Source organism: Gordonia sp. UCD-TK1 (genome assembly GCF_001691435.1).
In the GTDB taxonomy this organism is placed as follows: Bacteria; Actinomycetota; Actinomycetes; order Mycobacteriales; family Mycobacteriaceae; genus Gordonia; species Gordonia hongkongensis.
The window spans coordinates 20,107-46,195 of the sequence record NZ_LZMP01000030.1; the positions used below are offsets into that span (position 1 = coordinate 20,107).

Annotated in this window: 25 protein-coding genes, 1 tRNA gene and 1 pseudogene; 22 read left to right on the forward strand and 5 right to left on the reverse strand. The window is 65.4% G+C overall.

Features of this window, described 5'->3' with window-relative positions:
- Positions 1 to 21: 21 nt before the first annotated feature.
- Together A9310_RS16790 and A9310_RS16795 are read left to right on the forward strand one after the other, a co-directional pair.
- Positions 22 to 4,836: a tape measure protein gene (locus tag A9310_RS16790; protein WP_254661283.1), complete on the forward strand. Its 4,815-nt coding sequence runs from the start codon at positions 22 to 24 to the stop codon at positions 4,834 to 4,836.
- Positions 4,833 to 5,759, forward strand: a complete 927-nt coding sequence (locus A9310_RS16795) for a hypothetical protein (protein WP_065631613.1) — start codon at positions 4,833 to 4,835, stop codon at positions 5,757 to 5,759. The genes A9310_RS16790 and A9310_RS16795 overlap by 4 nt, the downstream gene beginning before the upstream one ends.
- 134 nt (positions 5,760 to 5,893) lie before the next feature.
- Here the strand turns inward: A9310_RS16795 and A9310_RS25980 are convergent, their stop codons facing one another.
- A complete protein-coding gene (locus tag A9310_RS25980; protein WP_175401160.1) occupies positions 5,894 to 6,067 on the reverse strand; it encodes a hypothetical protein in 174 nt (57 codons plus the stop codon).
- On the opposite strand from A9310_RS25980, the gene A9310_RS16800 reads away from it, so the two are divergent.
- From A9310_RS16800 to A9310_RS16855, 14 genes are all read left to right on the forward strand, one after another.
- A complete protein-coding gene (locus A9310_RS16800; protein WP_139104654.1) occupies positions 6,059 to 7,453 on the forward strand; it encodes a hypothetical protein in 1,395 nt (464 codons plus the stop codon). The genes A9310_RS25980 and A9310_RS16800 overlap by 9 nt on opposite strands.
- Positions 7,454 to 7,461: 8 nt before the next feature.
- On the forward strand, positions 7,462 to 7,944 hold the full coding sequence (locus tag A9310_RS16805) for a DUF2744 domain-containing protein (RefSeq protein ID WP_065631615.1): 483 nt from the start codon (positions 7,462 to 7,464) through the stop codon (positions 7,942 to 7,944).
- Between the two features lie 65 nt (positions 7,945 to 8,009).
- Positions 8,010 to 9,287, forward strand: a complete 1,278-nt coding sequence (locus tag A9310_RS25985) for an N-acetylmuramoyl-L-alanine amidase (protein ID WP_254661282.1) — start codon at positions 8,010 to 8,012, stop codon at positions 9,285 to 9,287.
- A 3-nt stretch (positions 9,288 to 9,290) separates the two neighbouring features.
- Positions 9,291 to 9,695 (forward strand): hypothetical protein, encoded by a 405-nt coding sequence (locus tag A9310_RS16815; RefSeq protein WP_065631617.1) that lies wholly within the window; start codon positions 9,291 to 9,293, stop codon positions 9,693 to 9,695.
- Positions 9,695 to 9,994 carry a hypothetical protein gene (locus A9310_RS16820; protein ID WP_065631618.1) on the forward strand — a complete coding sequence of 100 codons (300 nt, stop codon included), beginning with the start codon at positions 9,695 to 9,697 and terminating at the stop codon, positions 9,992 to 9,994. The genes A9310_RS16815 and A9310_RS16820 overlap by 1 nt, the downstream gene beginning before the upstream one ends.
- A complete protein-coding gene (locus A9310_RS16825; protein ID WP_065631619.1) occupies positions 9,994 to 10,188 on the forward strand; it encodes a hypothetical protein in 195 nt (64 codons plus the stop codon). Before A9310_RS16820 ends, A9310_RS16825 begins: the two co-directional genes overlap by 1 nt.
- Positions 10,188 to 10,556, forward strand: a complete 369-nt coding sequence (locus tag A9310_RS16830; RefSeq protein WP_065631620.1) for a hypothetical protein — start codon at positions 10,188 to 10,190, stop codon at positions 10,554 to 10,556. The genes A9310_RS16825 and A9310_RS16830 overlap by 1 nt, the downstream gene beginning before the upstream one ends.
- A complete protein-coding gene (locus tag A9310_RS16835) occupies positions 10,553 to 11,176 on the forward strand; it encodes a hypothetical protein (protein ID WP_139104655.1) in 624 nt (207 codons plus the stop codon). Before A9310_RS16830 ends, A9310_RS16835 begins: the two co-directional genes overlap by 4 nt.
- The gene (locus A9310_RS25990; protein WP_175401161.1) at positions 11,173 to 12,204 is read left to right on the forward strand and encodes a hypothetical protein; all 1,032 of its coding nucleotides are present in this window, start codon (positions 11,173 to 11,175) and stop codon (positions 12,202 to 12,204) included. The genes A9310_RS16835 and A9310_RS25990 overlap by 4 nt, the downstream gene beginning before the upstream one ends.
- Before the next feature lie 5 nt (positions 12,205 to 12,209).
- Positions 12,210 to 12,584, forward strand: a complete 375-nt coding sequence (locus A9310_RS16840) for a hypothetical protein (protein WP_139104656.1) — start codon at positions 12,210 to 12,212, stop codon at positions 12,582 to 12,584.
- The gene (locus A9310_RS16845) at positions 12,581 to 12,943 is read left to right on the forward strand and encodes a hypothetical protein (protein WP_139104657.1); all 363 of its coding nucleotides are present in this window, start codon (positions 12,581 to 12,583) and stop codon (positions 12,941 to 12,943) included. Before A9310_RS16840 ends, A9310_RS16845 begins: the two co-directional genes overlap by 4 nt.
- A complete protein-coding gene (locus A9310_RS26505) occupies positions 12,936 to 13,067 on the forward strand; it encodes a hypothetical protein (RefSeq protein WP_302621826.1) in 132 nt (43 codons plus the stop codon). Before A9310_RS16845 ends, A9310_RS26505 begins: the two co-directional genes overlap by 8 nt.
- A gap of 1 nt (position 13,068) precedes the next feature.
- Complete coding sequence (locus A9310_RS16850) at positions 13,069 to 13,416, forward strand: hypothetical protein (RefSeq protein ID WP_065631624.1); 348 nt, start codon at positions 13,069 to 13,071, stop codon at positions 13,414 to 13,416.
- Positions 13,416 to 14,747: a hypothetical protein gene (locus tag A9310_RS16855; RefSeq protein ID WP_139104658.1), complete on the forward strand. Its 1,332-nt coding sequence runs from the start codon at positions 13,416 to 13,418 to the stop codon at positions 14,745 to 14,747. Before A9310_RS16850 ends, A9310_RS16855 begins: the two co-directional genes overlap by 1 nt.
- Positions 14,748 to 14,750: 3 nt before the next feature.
- Here the strand turns inward: A9310_RS16855 and A9310_RS16860 are convergent, their stop codons facing one another.
- From A9310_RS16860 to A9310_RS16875, 3 genes are all read right to left on the reverse strand, one after another.
- On the reverse strand, positions 14,751 to 14,978 hold the full coding sequence (locus A9310_RS16860) for a hypothetical protein (RefSeq protein WP_065631626.1): 228 nt from the start codon (positions 14,976 to 14,978) through the stop codon (positions 14,751 to 14,753).
- Between the two features lie 685 nt (positions 14,979 to 15,663).
- Complete coding sequence (locus A9310_RS16870) at positions 15,664 to 17,259, reverse strand: TROVE domain-containing protein (RefSeq protein WP_065631628.1); 1,596 nt, start codon at positions 17,257 to 17,259, stop codon at positions 15,664 to 15,666.
- Positions 17,260 to 17,793: 534 nt separating this feature from the next.
- Positions 17,794 to 17,867: transfer RNA gene (locus tag A9310_RS16875), tRNA-Gly, on the reverse strand.
- 255 nt (positions 17,868 to 18,122) lie between these two features.
- Between A9310_RS16875 and A9310_RS16880 the strand changes: the two genes are divergently transcribed.
- From A9310_RS16880 to A9310_RS16895, 4 genes are all read left to right on the forward strand, one after another.
- Positions 18,123 to 19,616 carry an HNH endonuclease signature motif containing protein gene (locus tag A9310_RS16880; protein WP_065631635.1) on the forward strand — a complete coding sequence of 498 codons (1,494 nt, stop codon included), beginning with the start codon at positions 18,123 to 18,125 and terminating at the stop codon, positions 19,614 to 19,616.
- A 21-nt stretch (positions 19,617 to 19,637) separates the two neighbouring features.
- Complete coding sequence (dcd, locus tag A9310_RS16885; RefSeq protein WP_065631629.1) at positions 19,638 to 20,210, forward strand: dCTP deaminase; 573 nt, start codon at positions 19,638 to 19,640, stop codon at positions 20,208 to 20,210.
- Positions 20,211 to 20,341: 131 nt separating this feature from the next.
- Positions 20,342 to 21,778, forward strand: coding sequence for a UDP-glucose/GDP-mannose dehydrogenase family protein (locus tag A9310_RS16890; RefSeq protein WP_065631630.1), 1,437 nt, complete (start codon positions 20,342 to 20,344; stop codon positions 21,776 to 21,778).
- Positions 21,779 to 21,873: 95 nt separating this feature from the next.
- A complete protein-coding gene (locus A9310_RS16895) occupies positions 21,874 to 23,412 on the forward strand; it encodes a hypothetical protein (RefSeq protein ID WP_065631631.1) in 1,539 nt (512 codons plus the stop codon).
- Positions 23,413 to 23,446: 34 nt separating this feature from the next.
- On the opposite strand, the gene A9310_RS16900 is transcribed toward A9310_RS16895, so the two are convergent.
- The gene (locus A9310_RS16900; RefSeq protein ID WP_065631632.1) at positions 23,447 to 24,037 is read right to left on the reverse strand and encodes a TetR/AcrR family transcriptional regulator; all 591 of its coding nucleotides are present in this window, start codon (positions 24,035 to 24,037) and stop codon (positions 23,447 to 23,449) included.
- Positions 24,038 to 24,152: 115 nt separating this feature from the next.
- Here A9310_RS16900 and A9310_RS16905 point away from each other — a divergent pair, with 115 nt between their 5' ends.
- Together A9310_RS16905 and A9310_RS16910 are read left to right on the forward strand one after the other, a co-directional pair.
- On the forward strand, positions 24,153 to 25,724 hold the full coding sequence (locus tag A9310_RS16905; RefSeq protein ID WP_065631633.1) for a DHA2 family efflux MFS transporter permease subunit: 1,572 nt from the start codon (positions 24,153 to 24,155) through the stop codon (positions 25,722 to 25,724).
- 158 nt (positions 25,725 to 25,882) lie between these two features.
- Positions 25,883 to 26,089: pseudogene (locus A9310_RS16910) on the forward strand (IS5/IS1182 family transposase); the annotation flags it as partial.

The window sequence follows — 26,089 nt, forward strand, 5'->3', positions numbered from 1 at the left end:
GGCGTCGGTTATGTGACGATCATGCCCTCCATGCGGGGGTTCCGCCGGCAGGTGGATCGTGAGCTTTCTGGTGTTGAGGGATCTGCGCAGCAGACAGGGCAGCGGTCCGGCCGGTCCATGTCGGCGGCGTGGGCGAAAGCCTTCAAGGTTGGTGGGGTGGCCGCTGCTGGCGGGGTCGCCACATTGATGGGTACCGCACTCGCCAAGGGATTCACGCGGCTCGACGCTATCGATCAAGCCCAAGCGAAACTTCGTGGCCTAGGCCATGATGCGCAGGCCGTGGCGACGATCATGGATTCGGCGAACAAGGCCGTGAAGGGCACCGCCTACGGCCTCGGTGATGCGGCGACGATCGCAGCATCCGCGGTCGCGGCAGGTATCAAACCCGGACAGCAGCTCACCAAGTATCTGACGATGACCGCCGACGCGGCAGCTATCGCCGGTTCCGATCTCGCCGATATGGGTTCAATCCTCAACCAGGTCGCCACCGGTGGTACCGCGATGACCGACGACCTCAACCAGTTCGCTGACCGCGGCATCCCCATCTTCCAATGGCTAGGCAAGGAGATGGGTGTCGCTGCCGGCGAAGTGAAATCGCTGGCCTCCGAAGGCAAGGTGTCGTCGGAGATCCTCTTCGGCGCCATCCAGAAGAACATTGGTGGTGCCGCCCAGGAAACCGGCAAGACGTTCCGCGGTTCGGTGGACAACATGATGGCGGCGATGGGCAGGTTCGGGGCGAAACTGCTCGAGCCGGTGTTCTCCCGCGCGCCGGCCGTTTTTGGGTTCCTCACCACTGGCATCGATTCGGTCACCAAAAAAGTGGGGCCGTTCGTATCGGGCATCGGTTCCCAACTCGGAAACCTGTTCAAGGGCATAGATCTGTCCGGTCTCAAGGATGCGTTCGCGAACGCGTTCTCGGGGTTTGACCTCGGCAGCTTCAAGTCGACGTTCTCCGGATTATTTGATTCGCTGGGCAACCTTCGTGAGCAGTTGGGGCAGTTCACCCAACAGACTGCGCCGGCCGTTGTTGGTGCCATGCAGACCATTGCACCGATTGTCGGTGGGGTGGCACGGACGGTGGGGACTGTCCTCGCGGGGGCTTTCCGCACGCTCGTGGGGGTCATTAGTACTGCTGTCAACGTCGTTGCCGGGGCGGTGCGGGTGTTCAACGAACACCGTGGGGTGATCCTTACTGTTGGTGGTGCGATCGCCGCGGTTTTCCTGCCGGCACTCATTACCGCGGGTATCACGATGGCCGCGAACGCCGCGACGATGGCGATCATGGGCGCTGGGATGGTGGCGTACAGCGTGGCCATGCGAGTCGTCGCGGTAGCTACACGTGCGTGGGCTGCAGTCCAGTGGGTGTTGAATGCGGCTCTGTCAGCGAACCCGATTGGGATCGTAATCGCAGCGATCGCCGCGTTTGTCGCTGGAGTCGTCCTCGCTTACAACAAGTCGGAAACCTTCCGGTCGATTGTGACTGGGGCCTGGAATGGCATCAAGGCCGCGGTGGGCGCGGTGTGGTCGTGGCTGTCGACCACTGTGTGGCCCGGGATGCAGGCCGCGTTCCGAGTCATCGGACAGGTCGCAATGTGGCTGTGGCGCAGCGTCATCCTGCCAGCCTGGAACGGCATCAAGATCGCGATTGGCGTGGCCTGGACGATAATTAAGGGCTACTTCACTGCCTACATATCAGTGGTGAAGTTCCTCGGCGGCGTGGTGATGTGGTTGTGGAACACGGTCATCGTTCCCGCCTTCAACGGGATCAAAGCGGCGATCGGGTTCGCCTGGCAGCTGATCCAGCCCATCTTCCAAGCCTTTATGTCCGTCCTGCGGGTCGTCGGCACAGTCGCGACCTGGCTGTGGAAGAGCGTCATCGTCCCGGTGTTCAACGGGATCAAGGCCGCCTCCCAGTTCATGTGGACGGGCGTCTCCGTCGTCTTCGGCTGGTTCAAGGCTGGATTCAGCATCCTCGCCGGACATCTGCGTGCGGTGGTCGACAACGTCATCACCCCGGTGTGGAATGCGGTGAAGGCCGGCGCCAGTTTCCTGTGGTCCGGTGTGAAGACCATCTTCGACTGGATCAAGGGTGGCTGGGACCTCATGGCCTCCGCGATCCGCACCGTCTGGGAGAACGTCATCCGCCCGGCGTTCGACGCAGTAAAGTCCGCAGTCGGCAAGGTCGGCGACATGTTCTCCGCGGTCGCGGAGGGCATCCGCAACACCTGGGACAAGATCAAGGGCTACGCTGCCGCACCGATCCGGTTCGTGGTGAACACAGTGTGGAACAACGGCCTACGGTCGGTATGGGAGAAGATCGCCGGATTCCTACCGATCCCCAAGGCGCCGGCGCCGACCCCGGTCGCGTTCGCAGAGGGCGGCCCGGTTCCGATGGGCAAGGGCGCCAAGCGCGGCAAGGACTCCGTCAACGCTCTGCTGATGCCCGACGAGCACGTGTGGGATGTCGCCGACGTGAAGCGTGCCGGCGGCCACGGCGCCATGTACCGGATGCGCCAGATGGTCGAAGGTGGCCGTCCGTTCACCTGGACGCCGGGTGGCGTCGCGAAAGCATCCGAAGGTGGCCCGCTTCCGCGGTTCGAGAAGGGCGGCGCTGTTGAAGCCGGCATGCGTCTCGCACCACTCGGTGGTGAGGGTGGACTCAAGCCCATCGCTGTGCTGATGCGTCGCATCATCTTCCGCCTGTGGAAGCAGATCAAGGATATTGGCGGCTATCGGCAGGACGCCTACCCGGAACATCCGTCGGGGCGTGCCCTCGACGTCATGGTTCCCGATTTGAAGACGGGCGACGAGGTCAACGCATGGACCCACGCCAACGCCAAGAAGTTCCCTATCGAGCACACCATCTGGAAGCAGCGGTGGCGCCCACAAGGGAACATCAACGGCACCCCGATGGAAGACCGCGGCAGCCCTACCCAGAACCACATGGACCACGTCCATTCCTGGTACAAGGAGCAGGCCGTCAACCCGGATGTGGTTCCGGAGGGCCTGGTCGGGTTCGACGGGATGACCCCGGAGGATAAGCGGTCCTGGCTGCATCAGAAGGTCAAAGAGATCATCGACTCGATGGCCGGCGGAATCCGCAAGGTCATCTCGGGCACCTTCGACGGCAAGGCTGAGGGCATCTTCGGCATTCCGAAAGCGTTTATGGACAAGACGTTCGGATCGATGCTGAACAAGGCTGTCGAGGTCGTCCGGACCTTGAAGGACGTCGGTAAGTGGTACGACCTGGGGAAGAAGTCGGTCAAGAACGTCATCAAGTCGGTGCCGATCGTCGGCGGTTTGTTCCGCGACCAGGGCGGGTTCCTTCCTACAGGGAAGAGCGTTGTCACGAACGAGACCGGCAAGCCTGAGGCGGTTTTGAACTGGCAGCAGCTCGAACTGATCAAGGCCATCATGGACAAGTTCAAGGTCGATCGGGCCACAGCGCTCCGGAAGGCCGGCATTGACGGTCAGACCGGAAAGCAGGTCCGGGAGCCAGACTCGGATGCGGCCGCAGTGATCAACGAACTGAAGCAGGACCGGAAGCAGAACGGCGAAAATGACTCCCTGAAGGCTAAGCAAGATTACGAGCAGGCGAAACTCGAACGCAAGCAGGAGTACGACAAAGCGGTAGCGAGGCTCCGCGAGGAGTACCAAGCGAAGCGCATCAGCAAAGCTGAGTACGAGCAGCGAAAGGCGGAGCTGAAGAGGGCTCGCGAGCAGACGGAGCTGCAGAAGAAGCAGGACTACGAGCAGCAGAAGCTCCAGACGAAGCAGCAGCGCGACGGGCAGAATGCCGACTCTGCCGGGTTCGCCGAGTCTTCCTCGCAGGAGCCACAGCTGGCGCCCGAGGAGGAGTACCGCAAGGGGCTGGCGGACAGCATTTCGGAGAACTTCGGGAACGCTGCAAAGTCTGCGGTAGAAGGACAGATTCAGGACGCGTTGGGCGTCTTTTCCCTCCCGGATTCGCCGCCCTTGTTGGCCGCCTACAACCAGTTCGTTGAGGACAAAAAGTCCTACGACGAGATGCGGAAGAAGCAGGAATCTTTCGACCGCGGGGAAGCTGGTACCGGTTCGGGAGTCGGCGGGACGGGAGGTGACTATTCGTCGCTCGACCCGAGTGGGCAACTCCAGTATGACGAGGAGCAGTCCAAGGTTCAGGACGTCGCCGAGGGTCCAGGCGGGATGCCGAACATCCAGTACAACCCGGGTGGTGGTGCTGAACAGTGGCGTCCGCTGGCGCAATGGGCGATCGACTACGTCAACCAGTCGATGAAGGGACCTGCTCAGCTGCAGGCGATGGTGGAGCAGATCGGTGACGAGTCGGGCGGTAACCCGAAGGCGCAGAACAACTACGACATCAACGCCCAGAACGGTGTGCCGTCGGGTGGTCTGTTGCAGGTCATCGAACCCACCTTCCAAGCGCACCGCGACAAGAGCCTCCCGAATGACAAGTTCCATCCGGGCGCCAATCTTGTGGCGGCACTGCGGTACTACGTGCCGAAGTACGGCAAGGACCTCACCGCACGGTGGGGTAGCGGTAAGGGCGGATACAAGAAGGGCGGCTACACCGGCAACCTCGGCGTAAATCAGGTGGCTGGGTTCGTCCACGGCCGAGAGTTTGTGATGCCTGAGGGGCCGACGAGCCGCAACTATGCGTTGCTGTCTGCGATGCATCAGGGTGCCGACTTCACTCCCGTCAGCTCGGTTGGTGGCGGGGCGGACAACTCCACCCACTTCCACAACCCGGTGTTCCGAGATGAGCGCGAGTTCTACGAGCGTCAGTCCCGGATGCAGCGGGCCCGTCAGCGAGCTATGAGTGGGGGCCGTGGATGACGTTGCGGATTGACCTGATCGGCACATCAGGGATGCGGTGGCCCGTCCACTACGAGGGCAAGTACTCGGGTGTCACGTTGAGTGAGGGCGGCGTCGTAGGGTTGCTCGATTCGCCGGTGGAAACTCAATGGGTTGAGGACACCGAGATGGGCGTCGTGTACGGCGGCATCCGGTACCTGCCGCGGGACATGACTCTCGGCTTCTACCTCGACGACGCCGCCGGCGGGGACTCCGAGATCGGCCGGCTCGAGTCCGACTTCCGCATGGACTTCACCGCGCAACCGGACGAGTGGGACGCCGACTTCCAGCACACCCAGGTGGCGGTGGAGTCGGAGATGTCGGGGGAACGTCGCCTGACGATGCAGATGCGGGAAGCGCCGGAACTCAAGACCGAACGTGACCCGTACACGCAGCAGTTCTACGACATCACCTACGAGATGCGGGCGCCGATGCCGTTGTGGGATTCCGGCACCCACGTGGAGCCTTTCGAGCGGTCGACCACCTCGGGGTCGGGGACGATCCTGGTGTGGAATCCGACTGATGTGCCGATGCGGCATACGTGGGTGTTGACGCGGGCGAAGTGGACTCTTCCTGATCCGTCGTGGCGGGGGAAGAAGGGTTCACGTGCGCCGGCAGGCCCGTATGCGTCGCGCACCCTGCCTCTGCCGGTCATCACGTCGAGCGATCAGGGTGTTCGGATCACGCGTGAACGCCGCAAGCTGGTGGCGATGACATTCACCGGCTCCAACTTCCAGGGCCGGATGGGGGGCAAGTTTCTGATGCACGACATCCCGCCGTACACGCCACCGACGTTGCTGCCGATCTCCTACACCGATGCCCCTGCTGGGGGAGCTCGGGCGGAGTTGCACCAGCCGCGGTTGTGGACCCGTCCTGTAGGCCTCGAGTTCCCAGGGCTGTCATGACCGCACCAGTGCTGACCGGCAGCCTCCAAGAACAGTGCGACGCCATTCTGGCCGCGACCGTTGCCGAGGAACGCCGGCTGGAGCGGATGCAACGCACCCCGCCCGGGGTGTTCATCTTCGACGGACACCAACGCCTACAGCACCTCCTCCTCGAGGTGGTCGAGCTGCACGTCGAGGACCCGGAGAACGACACCGGACCGATCGAGTTGGCGATCCCGTTTGAGCATCCGGTAGCGCAGTGGATGAACGACGACATCGGCCGAATCCAGCGCGGTGAGGGCGAGTTCTTCCACATCGATGTGGAGCACAACGGCATTCGCGTCACTGGCCGGTATGACGCGAAGTCGGTGAAGAAGGACGGCAAGGGGCAGCGGATGCTGCACGTCACGTTCCTCACCGACTACGAGAACCTGAAGTGGATCGACGTCTGGTCGAACCCGTTCCTGCCGGCGATCTTCCAGTTCCCACGCATCTTCCTTCTGGCAGGCCCGGCGATCTGGACATTGAAGACAGCTTTGCTGCTGCAGCTCTGGCGTATCAACTCGAGCATCTGGCAGATTCCCGACGACCCGATGAACCCGTCGACCTGGCTGGACGGGTTGGACATGTCGAACTGGGACATCGTCATCAAACCGACCAGCTTCCTGCAGGACATGGCGGCGGGCACGACGTGGTGCCTGTTCATGTCGCGGTGGGGGAAGTGGCATGACCGGGCCGAGATGATCCTGAAGGACGCCGAACTGTCGGTGGTGACCCGCCGGTACAGGAAGGGCGATCCGGAGCCGTGGCCCGGAGCCTTCGTGACCGGCATCAAAGATGGTGCGCTGGTGGTGGACATCGTCGACAAGTCCGGGCACATGGAGGGCGCCGCTAATGGTGGCACCGTGTTCGACGGGTTCACCCGCACCATCCGTGAGCTCGTCGGTGACTTCATCGAGGATGCCGAGACAGAGCTGGTGGGGGAGCCTTCGTGGCCGTCCAAGTTCTACGAGGACATGTTCGGCACGCCGAAGGGTTTCCCGTTCGTCCACTTTCCGGCCGACTCCGGGGTGGAAACAGAGTTCACCACAACACCTTCCAAGGGTGTCATCCTGAACGCTGGTGGCCAGTCGGCCCCCGGCGTGAACGAGCTCATCTCCGCTGGCATTCAGACGGTCGGCGATCTGGTGACGTCGAACCTGAACATCGGCGGCTACGGGATCGGCGCCCAGGGCGGCGCGATCGACGCGGTGCTCAAGCCGTTCTACACGGACACGGTGTTGGCGTGGATTTCAGTGAAGCTGCCGCACCGGATAGCCCAGTCGGGGTCGTCGCACTACAAGGAGTATCACCTCGATTTGCCGGGAAAGGCGTACACGTTGTCGTCGGTGATGGCGATGCGCGCCGGGATTGTGGCGACTCGGCGCACGAAGAACGCGACGGTGAAGGTGTCGTCGCTGACCCCGTATGTGGTGGGGTGGCCGGGCTCTGGGCATCTGTACAAGGGTGACCGCGCGAGTTTCGAGGTGGCTGGTGATACGCGCCGCGAGATCCATGTGGAGCGGGTGAAGGTCGCGAAGCTGGACTGGTCTTTCGATCACTTCGCGCAGTGGGAGTTGGAGTTCGGGCCTCGTGAGGATGAGGACCCGATGGCCCGTCTGATGCGCGAGATCCAAGGCTTGGCCACTGCCGCATCCGAACTCGGACTGTTCTAGGAGATGAAGTGACGTTCAAGCAGTGGGCTGAGATGTCCGATGAGGAACGCGAAGCGGAGGCCCAGGCCGTCTCAGCGCTGTTCATCGGTCTCCCGGGCGTGGTGGGGGCACCCCTGATTCTGGGGCCGGAGTACTGGCTGGATGTGGCGCGTCACCTCGTCGAGGGTGGTGTGCGGTTGGTGGCGGACTCGATCAAGCACTACGAACCCGGCGAGAGTCTGGATGCGCAGAAGGCGGCCGGCAAGTGGGTCTACGACTCTCATGAGCCTGACGAGACGTATGAGCAGCGGATCGCCCGTCTCGCCGACGAGGAACATCAGGCGTACATGGCGAAGCTCGAGGAGCTCAAAGCCCGGCAGGACGATAAACAGGACCGCGTGGCGCAGGCTGAGGCCGTGGCGTTCACGGCGGAAGTAAAGCTGCGCACGGACGCGGGGACGCTGGCGGGTTCTCCGCATGCTGACGTCGACCTCAAAGACATCCGCACCTAGTTCCTATCAAGTCTTTCGACCCTGCACCCGTCGGGTGTGGGGATTTCACCATGCCAGGAGGTTTCATGGCGCAGCGTTTCCGGCCGCTTCCGTCGGGCACGAAGGTTACCTCGCCGTACGGGCCGCGGGGCGGCGGGTTTCACGGCGGCACCGACTACGGCAAGGACGGCGGATCGGCGGGGCTGTCGGTGTACGCCTGCCAGGCTGGCACCGTCATTCATGCCGGCGCCGCATCGGGGTATGGCGGTCCTGATCCGGCTGGCTGGCTGGTCATCGACTCCGACGATGCCGAAGGTTCGGGGTGCGCGGAGTACGGCCACATCATCCGCGAAGTCGCGCTCGGCGCGAAGGTCCGTGCGGGGCAGCGCATCGGCCGCATCAATCCTGACAGTCGCACGAACGGCGGCGTTGCCCCGCACCTGCATCTGACGGTGTGGCAACGCGCGTACGGCGGGGTGCGTGTCAACCCGGAGGAGTGGCTTCGCGGCTGCCCTCACCCCAACACGGTGCCCGCGCCGGCACCCGCACCAGTTTCGGGAGGAACCGTGAACGTCCCCAACCCCGTCACCCGACAGCAGATCTCACCGAACCGGCATTCCGGTGGCCGTGACGTCGACTGGATCGTGATCCACACCCAGGAGGGTGCCGGGACTGCGCGGTCGATCACCGACTACCTGTGCCGCCCGGCCGCTCAGGTGTCGTACAACGCGGTGTGCGATGACCGGGAGACGGTCCTCGTTGTGCCGTGGGATCAGAACCCGTGGTCGGCGATGAACGCCAACACACGCGGCGACCACATCCTCATGGCCGGTTCGTTCGCGTCGTGGTCGCGGGACAAGTGGCTGTCGCCGGATGCGCGGGACGGCAAGAACGAAGACCTGCAGCTCACCCGCACGGCTGCGTTGGTGGCGTGGCGGTGCGCAGTGCGTGACATCCCGATCCGCTACGTCGGTGGTCGTGGGATGCCGAAGACGCCTGGCGTTTGTGGGCATGTCGACTTCGGGCAGTGGGGCGGTGGACATACCGATCCGGGTCCGAACTTCCCGTGGGGCGAGCTGATCTCGCGGGCCATCTCGATCTACAACGGAGGAAAGGACTGGCTCGCTATGGCAACCATGGCTGAAGTCGAGGCTCTGATCTACAAGTGCCTCAAGGTGTACGTCGGCCCGATCGGGTCGGACGTGAAGGACATTCGTCAGCAACTCACTGGTGGGCGTGACGCTGGCCAGTACGGCGGGTTTGAGCAGGGCGGCAACCGCACCCTCTACGACCTGACTGCAGCTGTCGCCGCGGAGACCGGTGTTGCCGGCACACGGGACACCCTCGAATCGAAGGAGAAGTGACCAATGTCCGCATCCATCACCACACCCCGCCTTGTGTTCGGGCGTGAGCCTGCCGCGTGGACGGCCCTCATCTCGGCGGTCCTGGTGTTGCTCACCACGTTCGGGTTTAACATCTCCACTGATGTGCAGGGCGTCATCATGGCCGCGGTCAACGCGGTGCTTGGTCTGATCGTGGTCATCACGGTGCGGGAGAGTGTGTATCCGGCGTTGGTCGCGGTCGTGCAGACGGCGCTGCCGCTGGTGGTGGCATTCGGCCTGCACCTGTCGGAGCAGCAGCAGGGCGCCATCCTCGCGGTCTCCACGATCACCCTCGGGTTCGTGTTCACCCGGCCGCAGGTCACACCCAAGGCGTCGACAGGCCTCGAGCTTCCCGCTGACGGGGTCGAGCGCGAAGTCAACCTCGGCTGATGGCCGTGATCTCGAGCGCCAGCGCTTGGATGAACCCCGCCGCGCTGAGCGACATCGGCGTGGTGGGGGTCGTCGTCGGCATGGCGCTCGTGCTCGGCATCGCGTTCGCCCGCGGCTGGATCGTCTGGGGGTCGGAGATATCGATCTACAAGACCGCGGCCAAACGTGACGCCGAGACCATCGCCAAACTGCTCGACACGAACGCGACGCAGGCGCAGACGATCGCCGAGTGGAATGTCGCCGGCCAGCTCATCGCGAGTCAGTCGAAAGCGTTGCGGGACAGTCTGGAGTCCAACTGATGTGGGGGCGCAAGTGCAAGGGGGCGAGCGCGCGGGAGATCGACGCGCGCTCGAAGCGTAACGCGCAATCGGCCGAAGAAGCCCGGTCCGAGAACGCGCGGCTCGCCGAACAGGCGCGGCCGATACAGCGGGAGCTTCGTGACCAGTTGGAGCGAAACCACTGGGCCGAGCTGATCTTCGGAAGGCTGAACTAGTGGAGCTGATCGCCGACTGGGCACTCGTGGTGCTCGCCGTGCTGACCACCGTCTACACCATCTGCTACACCGTGTGGCAGCCGTGGTGGAAGGAGCGGGTGTCGCTCATCTACCTCGGCAAGTCAACCCTGACATCGCTGGTGCTGCTACAGATTTCAGCGTCGGTGTGGGCGGGCACCGACTATCCGGGGCGGGCGTACATCCGAAGCGTCCTGTACACGGGCGGCGCGCTGATGATGTTCGCGCTCCTGGTGATGCTGCTCGTGTTGCAGTACCGGACGCGTCAGGATCGGCGGTCGCGCGGTGATTTCCGCCGTCCGTGGCAGGTGTGGCGCGACGAGATCCGGGCATGGTGGGTGAACCGATGAAGGTGATCAAACTTCGCGGCGCTGGTGAAGCGTTGGGCGGCCGGAACATGCTGTCCGCCATCCCAGGTGAGGATCTGCCGTACCAAGCCGAGATTCGTCCGATCGGGTTGGGCACGTATGCGGAGTCGGTTGCTGATGCTCGCCGCCGGCTGCGTGAGGTTGACGCGGAGGGCGAAGACTACGTGCTCACCGCATACAGCCTTGGTGCCGCTGCGGCAGGGGACTTCGTGCAGTACGACCGGCCCCGCCATTGCAAGGGTGTCGTGCTGTTGTCTGATCCGAAGCGTCACGCGAATCAGGTGTCGCACAAGGGCGTGGCCGCGGGGCGCTGGGGAATCGCCGGTCAACGGTTCATCGACCGGGTGCCGTGCTACTCGTACACGATCCCGGATGATCCGATCTCGGCGTTGCCGGGGGATAACGGGATGCGTCAGATCGCGCAGCAGGTGACGGGGTTGATGCAGCCCCTACCAGCTCGGTGGTGGGATGCGGGATTCACGCTGCACTGGCTGCTCAAGTACACGACTCACGGTCGGCACACCGCTTACCCGACCGAAAGGATCAATGGGGTTTCGTACCTCCAGTCGGTGAAGGCGATGGTTGAGGGGCTGACGCGATGACCACGCCGAATCAGCCGGGTGAAGGAGTCAACAACAACTACTTTCTGCCGGCGAACCGCCCGAACGCTGCGACGAGTGGGCTGTCGCAGTTCGCATCTGCGGACCAGGAATTTTGGGACGACTACGCCTACAACCAGTGGAACCCGAAGTTTCAGGGGATGGGTGAGCCGGTTGATGTGATCCGGTTGCTGGCTCATGCTGCGACTGCGAACATTTCTTCGATCATCAACGGCATTTTTAATGGCTGGTTTGGTGGTGGTGGTGTTGGTGATCCGCAGCAGGTGCAGTACACGATTGAGCAGATCAAGGACGCCGTACTCAACGGATACAACGTCACCACATTCGTAGAAAACGGCGTGTGGACGAAGCCCTCAGCGTTGAACGAGTTGGTTGTTATCGGTATCGGTGGCGGTCGAACCGGTCAGGACGGCGTCAACGCGCAGGGCGGGGCGGCCGGCGGCGTTGGTGGTGATGGTGGCGGCTACGTAGCACAGTCCATTCCCGTTGACATGGTGCCGGCGACGGTGCCAATCACGATCGGTAACGCTAACCAGTCCACCAAGTTTGGCGATCTGCTCACGGTGAATGGTGGCGCGGGCGGTATCGCTTCAGATTTCGGGTTCACCCCCACGAATTCAACCCCAGGCGCAGGCGGAGACGGTGGCAGGGGGGCTGGATCAGGTACGGCCGCGACTCCGGGAGCTTCCGGTGGGGGTTCTGCGCTTGGGACGGGTGGAACAGCTGGCGCGAGTGGCGGCACCCTCGGCAACGGCACCAACGGTGGCGCGGGTGGGAATGTGAGCGCCGCAACCCAAACCAAATGTGGTGGCGGTGGTGGCGGTGGTGGTGGTGGCGGCGGAATGGCTGAACTGAATACCCGCAGCGCGGGCGCGGGCGGACCGGGCGGCTACCCCGGTGGTGGTGGTGGTGGCGGCGGCGGCCGCGGTCACGCCAGCGTCGGCGGCAACTCGATTGCAGGCGCAGGTGGTATCGGCGCTACCGGCGTCCTATGGATCTACTGGAGGTAGCGGACGTGAAGACTGCGCAACTCGTGATGGAAGCGGTACCCCACAAGCCACCGATTACCAATCTGTACCGCACAGATGACGGGCACCTGCTGGTGATGGTGTTGAGTCCGCCAAACATGGCGGCAGTCATGACCCGCATCGGTCTATTCCCAGTTACGGCATCCCACATTCCCAAGACGGTTTCCGTGTTCCTCGCCGACGAGCGGGGGGAAGCCGTCGACTACGACGGAGACCCCGCAAACGGTATGACTCCGATCCTGTCAACCGATTCGCGGTCGTTCGCTATGACGATCGTTCCCGAACTGGTCGACTCCGAAAGCCCTTACGTCGATGCGCTCGCCGCGCTCGGCTACACCCTCACAGAAACGGAGACCTCATGACTGTGACGCTTGGCTGGGAGGGGACGCGTGCTGAGCTGCCCCTGTATCGGCAGTCGGATTTGGTGTTTTCGCTTGATCCGGTTGATGCGACGTCGGGGAATATCACGTCGTGGCCTGATGGTGCGGCCTCGACCCTCTACTTCTACAAGGGTGATCCGGTGAAAACTTCCACGTCTACGGCGCCGGTGTTGACGGTGCCGGGTGTGGTGGATGCCCCGTCGATCGACTATGTGGTGCAACAGGAAACACTCGCCCCGGCGTTGGGTCAGGCCACCCACTTTCTGGTGACAGTGTCAATGCCGGAAACCCCCACCCAGGAGTACCCCCTGTATTTCGGGAAGGTGGTGCGTCGTGTCTGAGTGGTTGGACGACAACGGCACCCGGCACTGGATCGACGACGAGGGTCGTGAACACGTCGAACTGATCGCCACACAAACATTCAAGTTCCCAACCGTCCAGTTCGACTTCAACACAGGAGAATGACATGGCACTCGCTACCGACTCGATGAAAGCCGTGATGCTCAACGCCTACAAGAACGAGGCGTCGTGGATCTCGCTGCACACCGCCGATCCCGGATCGACCGGCGCATCGGAGGTGACCGGCGGCACCCCGACCTACGCGCGTCAGCAAACGACCTGGGGCACGCCAGCATCGGGTGTGATGACAGGATCGAAGGTGTCGATCAATGTGCCTGCGACGACTGTGGTTGCGGCTGGTGTGCATACCGCGTCGTCGGGTGCGGGCACCTACCGTGACAAGTTGGCGATTCCGTCGACTACGGTGTCGGCGAACGCGACGATCGATGTGACGCCGACGATCACCATCACGTAGTGATTGTTTTGGCGGGGCGGGTGACGACGCCGGTCCCGAATCGCCCGTACATTTTCACGGGGGTGCCGGTGTCGCGGGTGGCGACGGTGTTGCCTGCGCGGCCGCATGTGAAAGCGCGCCTGCCTGGGGCGCCTCGGTTTGGGTCAAAGCTCCCTGTTGCGCCGCACTATCGGACGCGTCGCCCGCCGACGAAGAACCGTCTGGTCGCGGGCAACACCACGACTGTCACTGGTTCTGCGGTGGTGCATGCCCGGCTGGGTGTGGAGTTCGCCGAGCAGTCGGTGCAGGTCGATCAGGCCGGGAAGATCGCTGTTGGTCTCGGGGCTGTGTCTGCGGTGGGGGTGTCGGGTAGCGCCCTGGTGCGCGCCCTCTACCGGGTGGATGCATCGAATGCTGCCGGGGTTGCGGGTTCGGGTGTTGCCCGGGCACGCCACACCCTCGCTGCATCACAAGCCATCGCCACCGCAACCGATGGTGGGGATGCGCGCGCCCTCTACAGTCTGACCGCAACCCAGAACATCGTGGTGGATCAGCCGGTCGAGTCTCGCCCGTTCATCGATGTCGCCGCCTCCCAGGATGTGGGGGTGGTGTCGGCGGCGTCGTCAGTGCCCTCGGTGGGAACGGTGAATGCCGATGCCACCCAGGACATTGGGGTGGATTCTGCCGCGATCGTGCGGGTCCGCCACGCCGTTAACGCCACCCAGGAAATCGTGTCGGGGGAGTCCACCGTCCTCGACGGTTTGCGGGTCCCGCTCGCTGCGTCGCAGGGGGTGGCGGTGGTCGGGTCAGCGAATGCCCGCGCCCTCTACACTCTGACCGCCACAGGCACCGCCACAGCGACCGGAACCGCCGCGGGAAACCCGGCACTCGCCGCCGTCAACACCACATCGGCATCCGCTACCGCTACAGCCCGCCCCGTCCACACCATCGCAGCGACCAGTTCAACAACGACAGATGGTTCGGCGACGACCACGATCGTCACGTACACCCGGCAGCGGATGAACAAGAGTGGCGCGTTCACCGTCCTCACGTCGGGCGCAGGGGCCGTAACTGGTTGGGCGTCTGACGCGACAGCACCCGCAACAGTTTCGAGTAACCGCTATCTGGTGGTCAGTACAACTGGGGTCGCCACAGTCACCCTCAACCTCGGCGACTACACCGGTGCCGCGCAACTCGGCATCTACCAGGATGGGGTTCTCATCGGCCAAGGCAATGTCACATTCTCTGTCACTGGTGTGTCTGTGGCGGCTGGACAGCGGTTCGATGTGCGGCGGATTACAGGGTCTGCAACTGGTGGCACGTACTCGACCGGCCATCTCGAACTGTCGTAGTCACTAGGGTTCCCAGTCGTCGCCGAGCACCTGGGCGAGCCGCTCGGTAAGGTCCCGCTCCTCGGGCCGGCGGCTGTAGATGACGGCCTCGCACTCGACGGCCAGCTCGAGGAGGTCGGGGTCCGGCTCAACCCACCCGCCATCCGTGCGCACCTGATGCTCCGCCTGCCGACGCCGCATCACCGACGCCACGGCCTGGGCGGCGGCGCGCAGCGTCTCACGATCAGTCACCCGGCCATCATCGCAGGGAACCCTCTGGCCGTCGGCTGCGTCCAAGCTGCATGGTCCTCGACATCCTCCTGGCGGTCATCACCTGCGTCACTGCCGGATGCCTGCTGGTGCTCACATCGCCCGAATCATGAGAAGTGTTGCGCGACAACAGAATTAGATGCTACAGTGATCTCACAAGTTCAGAGCGGGTGAGAGTCAGGAACATCACCAGATCGCCGACGCACAGCGACCCGGCCACTGCGGAAACAATGAGACGCCACCCCCGGAGGCCCATGACGGGGCACCCGCTCTGAACCTGGACAACCAGAAGCGCCCCACCTTCGCGATGAAGGTGGGGCGCTGTGGTCGTCTCTGGGGGAACTACTCGGTGGGGGTTTCCTCGGACGGCGCACTGCCGCCCATCGAACTGACGTAATGATCATGATCGTCAACATGATCATCTCGGCCCGTCCTCATTGCGAGGGCGGGCCGCTTTGTCGTCTACGGGACGCGTCCCTTAACGATCGCTGCGACCAACTCCGGCGAACACCCCACCGCGGCCGCCAACGACTTGTACGTCCACTGCTGCGGATCATCCTCACGTAACAGCCGAACGAGGCGGTTGCGGATCTGCCTGTGCTGTTCCGCAACCGCCTCGGACTCAAGACTCTTCAAATGGTGTTCCCGCGCCTGCTGAGCGCGAGCGTCAGATGTCACCGCGCGCAAACCCGGACAGCAACTGCGGGGTGGCCGAGTCGAACCCCACGACATCCAGCATCCCCGCATCCGAGGGATCAGCGATCGAGAAACCTGTCGAAGTCATGCCCACGACCACCATCTTGGCGGCAGGGTTGACCTCACGGCGGTACTGGGCCAGCGCCTGGTGCGGGTGGATGCGGCCGGCCCACGTCTCGTTGTCGGTGTAGATGGAGAACACGTCGACCTCAGTCTTGGTTTGCAGCGCCCACAGGATCGGGAGGGCGCAGTCGGTTCCCCCGAACGGCAGGCCCGAGATGGTCCGCAGTACGTCGTCCATGCGTTGACGCGGACTGATGGGCAGCTCCACAAGCGCGGGACTCCGGTTCCACGCGCCTCCATCCGACGTGAACCCAACGGTCATGTGCTGCGGCTCGGTCGCGGCGGTCACCAACGCGAGCGCCGCTGACGCCTCACGGCACGAGATCGGCATCCCAGCGATCGGCGCAGTCATCGAGCCCGACACATCAAGCCCGAGCAGGTGCCGCTTCCCGGACGGCTCGACCGCCCCGAACGCGGCGTAGAACGCGGCGTCGAGGGCATCCACGATCGGGCGTGACGGCGTCCAGGTGCTGTCGCCTCGCGCGGCGTGCCCGGACGCGTAGGTGCGCTGCGCCACCAGAACGTTGAGCGGGTGGACCCGACCCTTCTTCAATCGCTCGGGGTCGGACAGCAGCGCCGCAACCTCCGCGGTACGGCCACCCACCTGGGGGAGCAGGCCCAGCCTGGTCAGCCGTGGAAGCTGACGCATCAACGCTGTCGCCGGGATACCTCGATCGAGTAGTGCCTCCCACACCGCCGGGTCGTTCAACGACTCGTCGGCCAGCATCTCCCAGGACAGTCCGTACTTGGTGACGTACTTCGCCGCCTTGTGCGGCTTGGCCTGGGCCTTCTCAAACCCCGCCACAATGCGCGGGACGTTGTCCGTGCTCCCGTGGGTGATGTAGTCGAACAGCCCTGCACGGTCCGCGTCATCGGTGACCGGGTGGGCCAGCCGCAGGAGATCGCGGTGAGACCATCCTTCGCGCTGCCGGTACTTCACCGCCTGATAGGCGAGCGCGTCGACAGGCTTCCCGAGGTACCAGCCGCCGACAGCGCGACGCAAGCCGCGACCCCAGCCTCGGAACTGTTCGATGTAGGTGGCGAACTGGAACAGGTGCGTGCCGGTGCGGGCGACCTCGGGCAGGGCGTCGAGAGCGAACCGTCGACCAGCGTCGTCTCCCAGCGACGCGGCAGCAGCCAACGAGAACAACGCCTGGTTGTTCTTAGGTGCACGGCCGGCCTGCGAGATCGTCACGACTTCCCGAACCAGCGCCTCGGTGTCGTTGCGCGCGAAGTCGAGGACGACCGCAGCATTGTCCTTGGTGAGTGCGCGCGCTGACGTGTAGTAGGTGCCGCCGTCGGTGCCGAGGATGAGGAAGCGCCGCAGCCGCGCGAGGGGAGTCACCTCGAAGGTGAATCCGCCGGCATTGTTCCGGACCTGGCGCGGGTCGGCCCGCTCGTTCTGGTCGGTGCGTTTGGTGGAAACGGTGGTGAGGATGTCCATGTCGGCTCCCGTTGATGGCGGCGCAGAACGAGAGGGCTGCGGGCGTGTTAGCTCCAACCGGAGTGATCATCCCAATTGATAACCGACTGGAATCCGGCCCGCAGCCACATCTCAAGTTCTGCGAGGGCGGGCATGTTGTGCCGACCGGGGTTTAGCGCTCTAGGCCACTGAGCTACATCAGACTCGGTCTGATGCCGGGATTCGAACCCGGGTCTCTCTCTTAGCAGGAGATAACCGATCAACTCCGGCCCGCCCTCGTTATCGACTGTAACGCATTACACCAACAAACGCGCGGTCTATCCGCTCTGCGTGTCGAGCCGGGCTGTAACGAACCAACGCCCCGGATGTAGTCCGGGGCGTTGGCTGTATCTGTGGCTGTAACCACACTCTCGTGTGTGGTCTGACCTGGAGCGGGTGACGGGAATCGAACCCGCGTAGCTAGTTTGGAAGACTCGCGACGCCGAGCTGGATCTCACTTCGGTGCGATAGACGTAAGTCTAAACGTAAGCGACATCGTCTAAATGCCCTCTGACCTGGAGCCGATGACGGGAATCGAACCCGCGTATTCAGCTTGGGAAGCTGATGTTCTGCCATTGAACTACATCGGCGTGCGAGTGCCGGACTCGCGAACGACAGCCTAGCAAACCCGTGGCCGGGCCGGTCGCCGGCACGCGCAGATGTCGCAGAACGTGGCGTCAGGCGCAACGAACTGCGACATCTGGGCGAGGCCGGGTCTCGGCGGGCCGACGCGATTCGGTTGCGACGCAGAATAATTCGCCGGAAGGGGTTGCGCGGCGGGCGACCGCGCGGTAGCCTCGAACGTAGTTTCGAGTAAAGCCATGGTGATGACGGGGGATGAAATCATGGCTTCTACCGAGCCATCACCACCACTTCTTCTCGACCAGTACAAGCGCCTGCATGCACTTATGGACGAGATCGCCGAGACGCAGTCCACGGATTGCTCCGACACTGACCTCTTACAGGTCGCGATCGAGCACGAGCGTGCCGAACGACGGATGCTGTCGCTGTTCACCGATCACATCGTCGACATCGACGAGCGGTCGGCGTACCGGAAGATGGGGTGCCAGACCGTCTCCAACTTCCTCTGCCATGGTCTGAACCGGCGCGGCGAGGCGACCCGCCTGATGAACCGGGTCTGGGCCTTGGGCAGGTTTCCGGACATGCAGGGGGTGCCGCTCGAACCGCGCTTCCCCGAGACCGCCAAAGGTGTTGCCGACGGCGAGATCTCGGGACGCCACGTCGACGTCGTCATCGAGGTGATGCGCAAGATCCCCGCCGACGTGGACCCTGCCGACAGGGAAGCCGCCGAGGCAACGCTCGCGCACTACGCACGCGAGTACGACCCGTCGTCACTCCGTGATCTCGGCGCCCGCATCCTGGCCCACCTCGACCCCGACGGAACCATCACAGACGATCGCGACCGCGCCCGCAACCGCGGCCTCAAACTCGGGCCGCAAGACGCCCAACTGATGTCCCGGCTGACCGCAACGCTTGACCCCGTGACGCGCGCCATGTTCGACGTCGTCTTGTCGGTGTGGGCCGCTCCCGGGATGAACAATTCCGCCGATCCCGAGTCGCCCACCGGGAACCCCGCCGCCGCGGACCCCGACGCGCTGGCCGCCGCTGCCGGACGCGACGAGCGCACGACCGAGAAGCGGAACCACGACGCGTTGCGCGCCATGCTGCGCCACGTGCTCGACGCCGGCGCGCTCGGGGGTTCGCACCACGGGCTGCCGCCACACCTCGTCGTCTCCATCACCGAATCGGCGCTGCGCGACGCGGCCGGCGACCCGGCACGGACCGCGACGGGAACCCTCCTGCCCATCAAGGACGCCATCGATCTCGCCGCGGACGCGCAGCACCATCTCGCGGTGTTCCGGGACCACTCCAGTGAGGTGCTCTACCTCGGGCGGTCCAGGCGATTGGCCTCGCGCGCACAACGAATCGCCGCGGTCGCCCGCGACGGCGGCTGCACCTTCCCGGGATGCACGCGGCCGTCGTTCGACTGCGAGATCCACCACGTCGTCGAGTGGGACGCCCACCACGGATCCACCGACCTCGACACCCTCGCGACCGCCTGCCCACCACATAACCGAGTGGTCGGCACCGGGGTGGATCAGTGGGCCACCACCATCGCCACCGAAGGGGTCGACGCCGGCCGCGCCGTCTGGCACCCGCCCCGCGCGCACCCGTCGTCGACGCCGCGGATCAACCATGCCCATCGCACCGACGCGATCCTCGACCGAATGCGCGCTGATGTCCGGCGGCGGCGCAGAACAGCGGCACCGGAGAGCGGAGGGTCGGCGCCGACCGACACCGGCGCAGATCCTCCCTGACCATTCGATAACCTCGACACCGTGCTGCTCTCCGACCGCGACATCCGCGCCGAGATCGCTGACGGGCGCCTCGCCATCGATCCGTTCGATCCCGCCCTCGTCCAGCCCTCCAGCGTCGACGTCCGGCTCGACGGCCTGTTCCGGGTGTTCAACAACACCCGCTACACCCACATCGACCCCGCACAACGCCAAGACGAACTCACCTCGCTGGTCGAACCGGCCGACGGCGAGCCCTTTGTGCTGCACCCGGGTGAGTTCGTGCTGGGGTCCACCCTCGAGGTGTGCTCGCTGCCCGACGACCTCGCCGGCCGACTCGAGGGCAAGTCGTCACTCGGTCGGCTCGGCCTCCTCACGCATTCGACGGCGGGCTTCATCGACCCCGGTTTCTCCGGCCACATCACCCTCGAGTTGTCGAACGTCGCGAACCTTCCGATCACCCTCTGGCCCGGCATGAAGATCGGGCAGCTGTGCCTCATCCGCCTCAGCAGCCCGGCGGAGGAGCCGTACGGCAGCGCGTCGGTCGGATCGAAGTACCAGGGACAACGTGGCCCCACCCCGTCGAAGGCGTACCTGAACTTCCAGAAGCGCGACTGAGGGGTTCGACTCGGCTCAACCGGCGGGTGGACGGACCGGGTGGGCGCGGCTCCGGAAGTTCACCCAGCCGATGACAACTCGCCACGACGAGGATGGTTACCGGTGGTTCCGCCTGGGTAACCGTTGCCCTCATGAAGCTCACGGTGATCGGATGCGGCTACCTCGGTGCCACTCACGCGGCCTGCATGGCCGAACTCGGGCACGACGTCGTCGGCATCGACGTCGATCCGTACAAGATCGAACGCCTGCAGGCCGGCGAGGTCCCGTTCTTCGAGCCGGGGCTCGCCGACATCCTGCGCCGCAACATCGACGCCGGACGACTCCGCTTCACGACCGACCATCTCGCGGCCGCCGACCACGCCTCGGTGCACTTCCTCGGCGTCGGGACCCCGCAGGAACCCCGCGGGCACCGGGCCGACCTCTCGCACGTGTACTCGGCGATCGACGCGCTCGTGCCGACGCTGCGGGGCGCCCACCTCATCATCGGCAAGTCGACCGTACCGGTCGGCACCTGCGCCGAACTCGCACAACGGATCTCGGTACTGTCGCACGCCGGGGCGGATGTCGAACTGTCGTGGAGTCCGGAGTTCCTGCGCGAGGGATTCGCCGTCGAGGACACGCTCCGGCCGGATCGGCTCGTCCTCGGTACCGGTTCGCTCGACCCGAGCGGCCTCAACACGGCCGCCGACGACCCCGACGCCGGGTCGTCGGCCGGGGAGGTCACCCGCGAGATCTACCGCGAGATCCTCGAGACCGGCGTGCCGCTGATCGAGACCGACTGGGCCACCGCCGAACTCGTGAAGGTCTCGGCGAACGCCTTTCTGGCCACCAAGATCTCGTTCATCAACGCGATCAGCGAACTGTGCGAGATCGCCGGCGCCGACATCAACACCCTCGCCGACGCGATCGGGCACGACCCGCGGATCGGACGCCGATTCCTCAACGCCGGTCTCGGTTTCGGCGGCGGTTGCCTGCCCAAGGACATCCGCGCCCTGACCGCGCGCGCCGACGACATGGGCGCCCCGCGGGCCGTCGGCTTCCTGCGGGAGGTCGACGCCATCAACATGCGTCGCCGGGGTGCGGCGGTGGAACTGGTCTTCGAGGCCCTCGGCGGCGAGGTCCTCGGGCGCAACGTCGCCGTCCTGGGCGCCGCCTTCAAACCGGAGAGCGACGACGTCCGTGACTCACCCGCGCTGACGGTGGCCAGCAGGCTGGCGCTCGAAGGGGCGTCGGTGACCGTCTTCGACCCGAAGGCGATGGACAACTCACGACGCGTCCACCCGAGCCTCGGCTACGCCACCTCGGCGCGCGACGCGTGCGACCGGGCCGACGTCGTCGTCATCGCCACCGAGTGGGCCGAGTTCGTGCACATGGCGCCCGAAGAACTCGAGGGCGTCGTCCGCGCCAAGCGCATCGTCGACGGTCGGCGCTGCCTCGACCCGCAGATGTGGCGCGACGCGGGTTGGGACTACCGCGCCCTGGGCGGCCCCGCTCCCACCCGCCCGGCGCCGCGAAACCACCCGTCCGAGCAGGTGAACGGATATGCGCCGGGGGCCACCGTCCGCTGAGTCGTGCTAGGTTGAGCTCGCGACTGTCCAGGAGGCACCTTCTCGCCGGTGGGGGACATGAGGCGAGGTGCACGTGAGGTGCAGGAATCAACCAGATGACCGACACGGTGGCCGATCCGGCCGTGACACCGACGTCTGCGCAGGCAGAGGTCACGGTCAGTGCTGCCGTCGTCGACGCCGTGCGCGCCGAACTCGCTGAGCGGGGGATCGCGCAGAACGCCGAGGTCGTGCTGTTCGATCTCGATCCGCGGGCGGGCGTCTCGGTGGGACGCCTGGACCCGACTCGAGGGACCGTCGCGGACTCCTACTCCGATTCCGGTCTCACCCTCGCCGTCCTGGATGAGGTGATTGCCGACCATCTCGTTCGGGTCGGGCGGGTGGCGGCACCGACCTCGCGCGAATGGCACGAGGAGGTCCTCGACCTCGTCACCCGCGGCCGCGAGCGGCTCCGCGAGTCCGACGGCACCTTCCTGATGGGCCGCGACCACATCCGGCTGTTCCGCATGGCGCGCCGCGACGTCGCCGAAGCCGGAGCCCCGCTGACCGCACGCGCCGAAGACCTCGCTCGCGCGGCGGTGTCCGGAGCCTCCGCCCCCGCGGTCGTGGTCGCCGATCGCGTGAGCGCATGGCCCGGCCTCCGGGACGCGATTGCGCGAGCCGTACCCGTGCCGGTCGTCGACGTCGATCCGTCGGGAAGCATCACTCGGCCCCCGGCGCACGGCGGACACGCGGCGGAACCGGAGGTACCGCACGCGATCGCAGTGTCCGGCGATGTGATCGAACCAGACGTGGGGGTGGCGACCCCGCCCGCCGAACAGGATGCGGTCCCGACCCGGTCGGATGACGGTTTCTCGGCTCCCGCCGAGATGGCTCCGCGTGGCGACGACCATACGCACGACACGCACGACACCCCCATCTTCGAGTCCGTCACTCAGTCGCCACCGGTGGTGGCCACGGCGTTCGGGGCGCTCGCTCCGTATGTTGCTGCCCCGGATGTCCCTCGCGCGCAGCCGCTTCGGGACGACCAGCAGTTCGAGGAGCTCTCTCCAGCCGGTCACGATCTGCGCACGCCGACGAATCCGGTTGCCGAGCCGCCGCCGTCGGCCGAGTCTGCGCCACGGTGGACGTCGGCGCACACGCCCACGCCGCCCGTCCGGTCCGGCGATGGGGACGTGAACGTCGATCCGATGGCCGGGTATTCGGCGGACACAGGGTCGGCCATCGGGGCTCCACCGCACTCCGACGTGTCAGTAGCAGGGCCGCATTCGGCCGGCGCGAGCCGACGGCGGCGCGGAGGCAAGCGCGTTCTCGCCGCGGTGGCGCTGCTGTGCGCGGTGGCCGTCGTCGCGGTGGCCACGGCGTTGGCCGTCGGACACGATGAGGCGTCGCCGACCGTCGCCGCGCCGCTTCCCCAACGCACCACCGCCACTCCGGAACCCGAGTTCGCCGATCCCGCAATCTATGCCGAGGCCCGGCAACCGGCGCGCCGGTACACGACTCCTCCTCCGCCGGAGACGACGACGCCCTCCGCGGAGGAGCCTGCGCCCCGGCCTCGTCCCCGGTCGCGGACTCCGCGTCCGCCAGGCGGCGTGACGATCCCGCTTCCCGGTCTGCCGCCGATCGTCCTGCCCTGACGCACGAACCCGATGACCGTCCCCGAGCCGGGTCTCAGTCGTCGGGCCGGGGCGCCAGTGCGCGCGCCACGAAGTCGAGGACGTTCTCATAGTTCGCCGATGCATCGACGTCGGGGTGATAGGCATGGGCGAGTTCGAGACTCACGGCGCCGTGAACGGCGGACCAGGTCTGCATGGCTTGTTCGACGGGGTCGGCGGACAAGATGACCCCGGCCACCTGGCCGTACCGGATGGTGTCGACGAGGACCTCGAATGCGTTTGCGGCCACGTCGATCTCGGGCGTGCAATGCGCTGAGAACATCAGCCCGTAGAGCACCGGATTGGCGAGTGCGAACTTCCGGTACGCCACACCGGCGTTGCGCAGACGAGTCGCCGGATCGTCATCCCTCGTCGCAATCGCCCGTCCGAATTCGGCGTAACCGTCGGTGACCAGGGCGTCCAGCAGGCCGTCCCGGCCGTCGAAGTGGTTGTAGACGCCCATCGGGGCGACCTTCGCCTCACCGGCCACGGCCCGAACCGTCAGACCGGCCGTGCCATCGCGCTCGAGGATCGTGCGACCTGCCCGGAGCAGCGCGGATCGGACGTCGGCGCCTGCTGTACGCGTGCGCGGCTTCGCGGGAGACATGTTGACAACCTACTGGAACGGTGTTCTTCTTGAATAGAACACTGTTCTACAACTCTGGAACGTTGTTCTAATGGATCGCCGAAACCGCTTGCGCCACCCGACCAGGAGAAGATCGATGCCAACCGAACGCACGCATGCTCGCTGGTGGGCGCTGGGCGCCCTCAGCTTCGCCGAACTACTCGTGATGATCGACAACACGATCGTCAACGTGGCCCTCCCGACGCTCGCCCGCGACCTCGGCGCCGGGATCTCGGGCCTGCAATGGATCGTCGACGCCTACACGCTCGTCTTCGCCGGCCTGCTGTTGACCGGCGGCTACCTCGGTGACCGGTTCGGGCACCGTCGCGTGCTCCTCACCGGCATCGGAGGTTTCATGCTGGTGTCGGTGCTGGCGGCGTCATCCCAGAACCTCGGGCAGCTCGTCGCCGGCCGTGCGGGGCTCGGGGTCTTCGCGGCGCTGGTCTTCCCCGCCACGCTCGCGATCATCATGACCATCTTCGTCGATGCCCGGGAACGCGCGATGGCTGTCGGGATCTGGGCGGCGGTCTCCGGAGTGGCAGTGGCCATCGGACCGGTTCTCGGCGGCTGGCTTCTCGAACACTTCTCGTGGACATCGGTGTTCTGGGTCAACGTCCCGTTCGGTGTGGTGGCCCTCGCGATGATCCTGGCGGTCGTACCCGGCACGCGACCGGTGTCGGTGCCCCGGTTCGACGCGCTCGGGGTCGTGCTCTCGATCGCCGGCCTGGGCCTGCTGACCTTCACCCTGATCGAGGCGCCCCACGTCGGTTGGGCCACGGCGCGCACGGTAGTGGGTGTCGTTGTCGCAGTGACCATCCTGGCGGTGTTCGTGGCCACACAGCTGCGGATCGCGCACCCCATCCTCGACGTCCGGCTCTTCGCCAACCGGCGCTTCGCCACCGCCGCCGGGATGATCAGCGTGGCGTTCTTCGCGCTCTTCGGCTTCATCTTCCTGATCACGCAGTTCTTCCAGGCGGTGAAGGGATACGGTCCGCTGGCGGCCGGTGTCCGTACCCTCCCGTTCGCGATCGTGATGGCAGCGCTGTCGCCGGTTGCGATGGCACTGTCGCACCGTTTCGGGCCCCGGGTGGTCTCGGTGACCGGGGCCTTCCTGATGTCCGGCGGGTTCGCGCTCGTCGAGCTCTCCGCGCGGGACTCCGGGTACTGGGAACTCGTCATCTGGGCGATGTCGCTGATGGCGGCGGGTCTCGCCTTCATCTCCGGTCCGTGCACCCAGCTCATCATGGACGCGCTGCGTCCGGAACAGGCCGGTGCGGGCAGTGCGGTCAACGACACGACACGCGAGATCGGCGGGACGCTCGGTGTCGCGGTCCTCGGGTCGATCCTGACATCGGCGTATGTCGCCGGGGTCGGAGACCGGCTGTCGGGCAGCGGGTTGCCGGCCGAGGCGGTCGACGCGGCGAAGCAATCGGTGATGGCCGGGGTCGGGGTGGCCGACCAGGCGCCGGGCGCGATCGGTGATGCGGTCCGGATCGCGGTGCAGGACGCCTTCATGGTCGGATTGCACGACGCGGTCTGGGCCGCGGTCGCCGTCACGGCGGTCGCGGGCGTCGCGGCGGCATTCTTGTTGCGGGGGAGCGGAAGCGGTTCGCAGGCAGTGCCGCGGGCCGAGGCGGAGGAGTCGGCGCCCTTCGTGGCTCGTCGCTAACGCTCCTCGCACCTCAGGGAGCAGAAGGGGTTGTCGCCAGCGCTCCTCAGGGAGCAGGGGGCAGGTCGTTCTTTCGGACTAGGAGACTGCTGAAATAGTCGGCGTCGTTTCGGTGTGGGGTGAGCGGGTTTGCCTGGTGGGCTGGGATCCTGGTGGGTATGCAGGGTGAGCCGGATCGTCAGGGTGAGTTTCTGGATGTGAACTCGGTCGTCGGGCATTTGCTGGCCGAGGGCAGTGTGTTCGCGTTTTTGGCTGCTCATCGCGAGCAGTTGTTCCCTGCGGAGATGTTCGCGGACCTGTTTCCCAGCGGCCGGGGCCGTCCGTCGATCCCGCCGGCCACGATGGCGTCGGTGATCGTGCTGCAA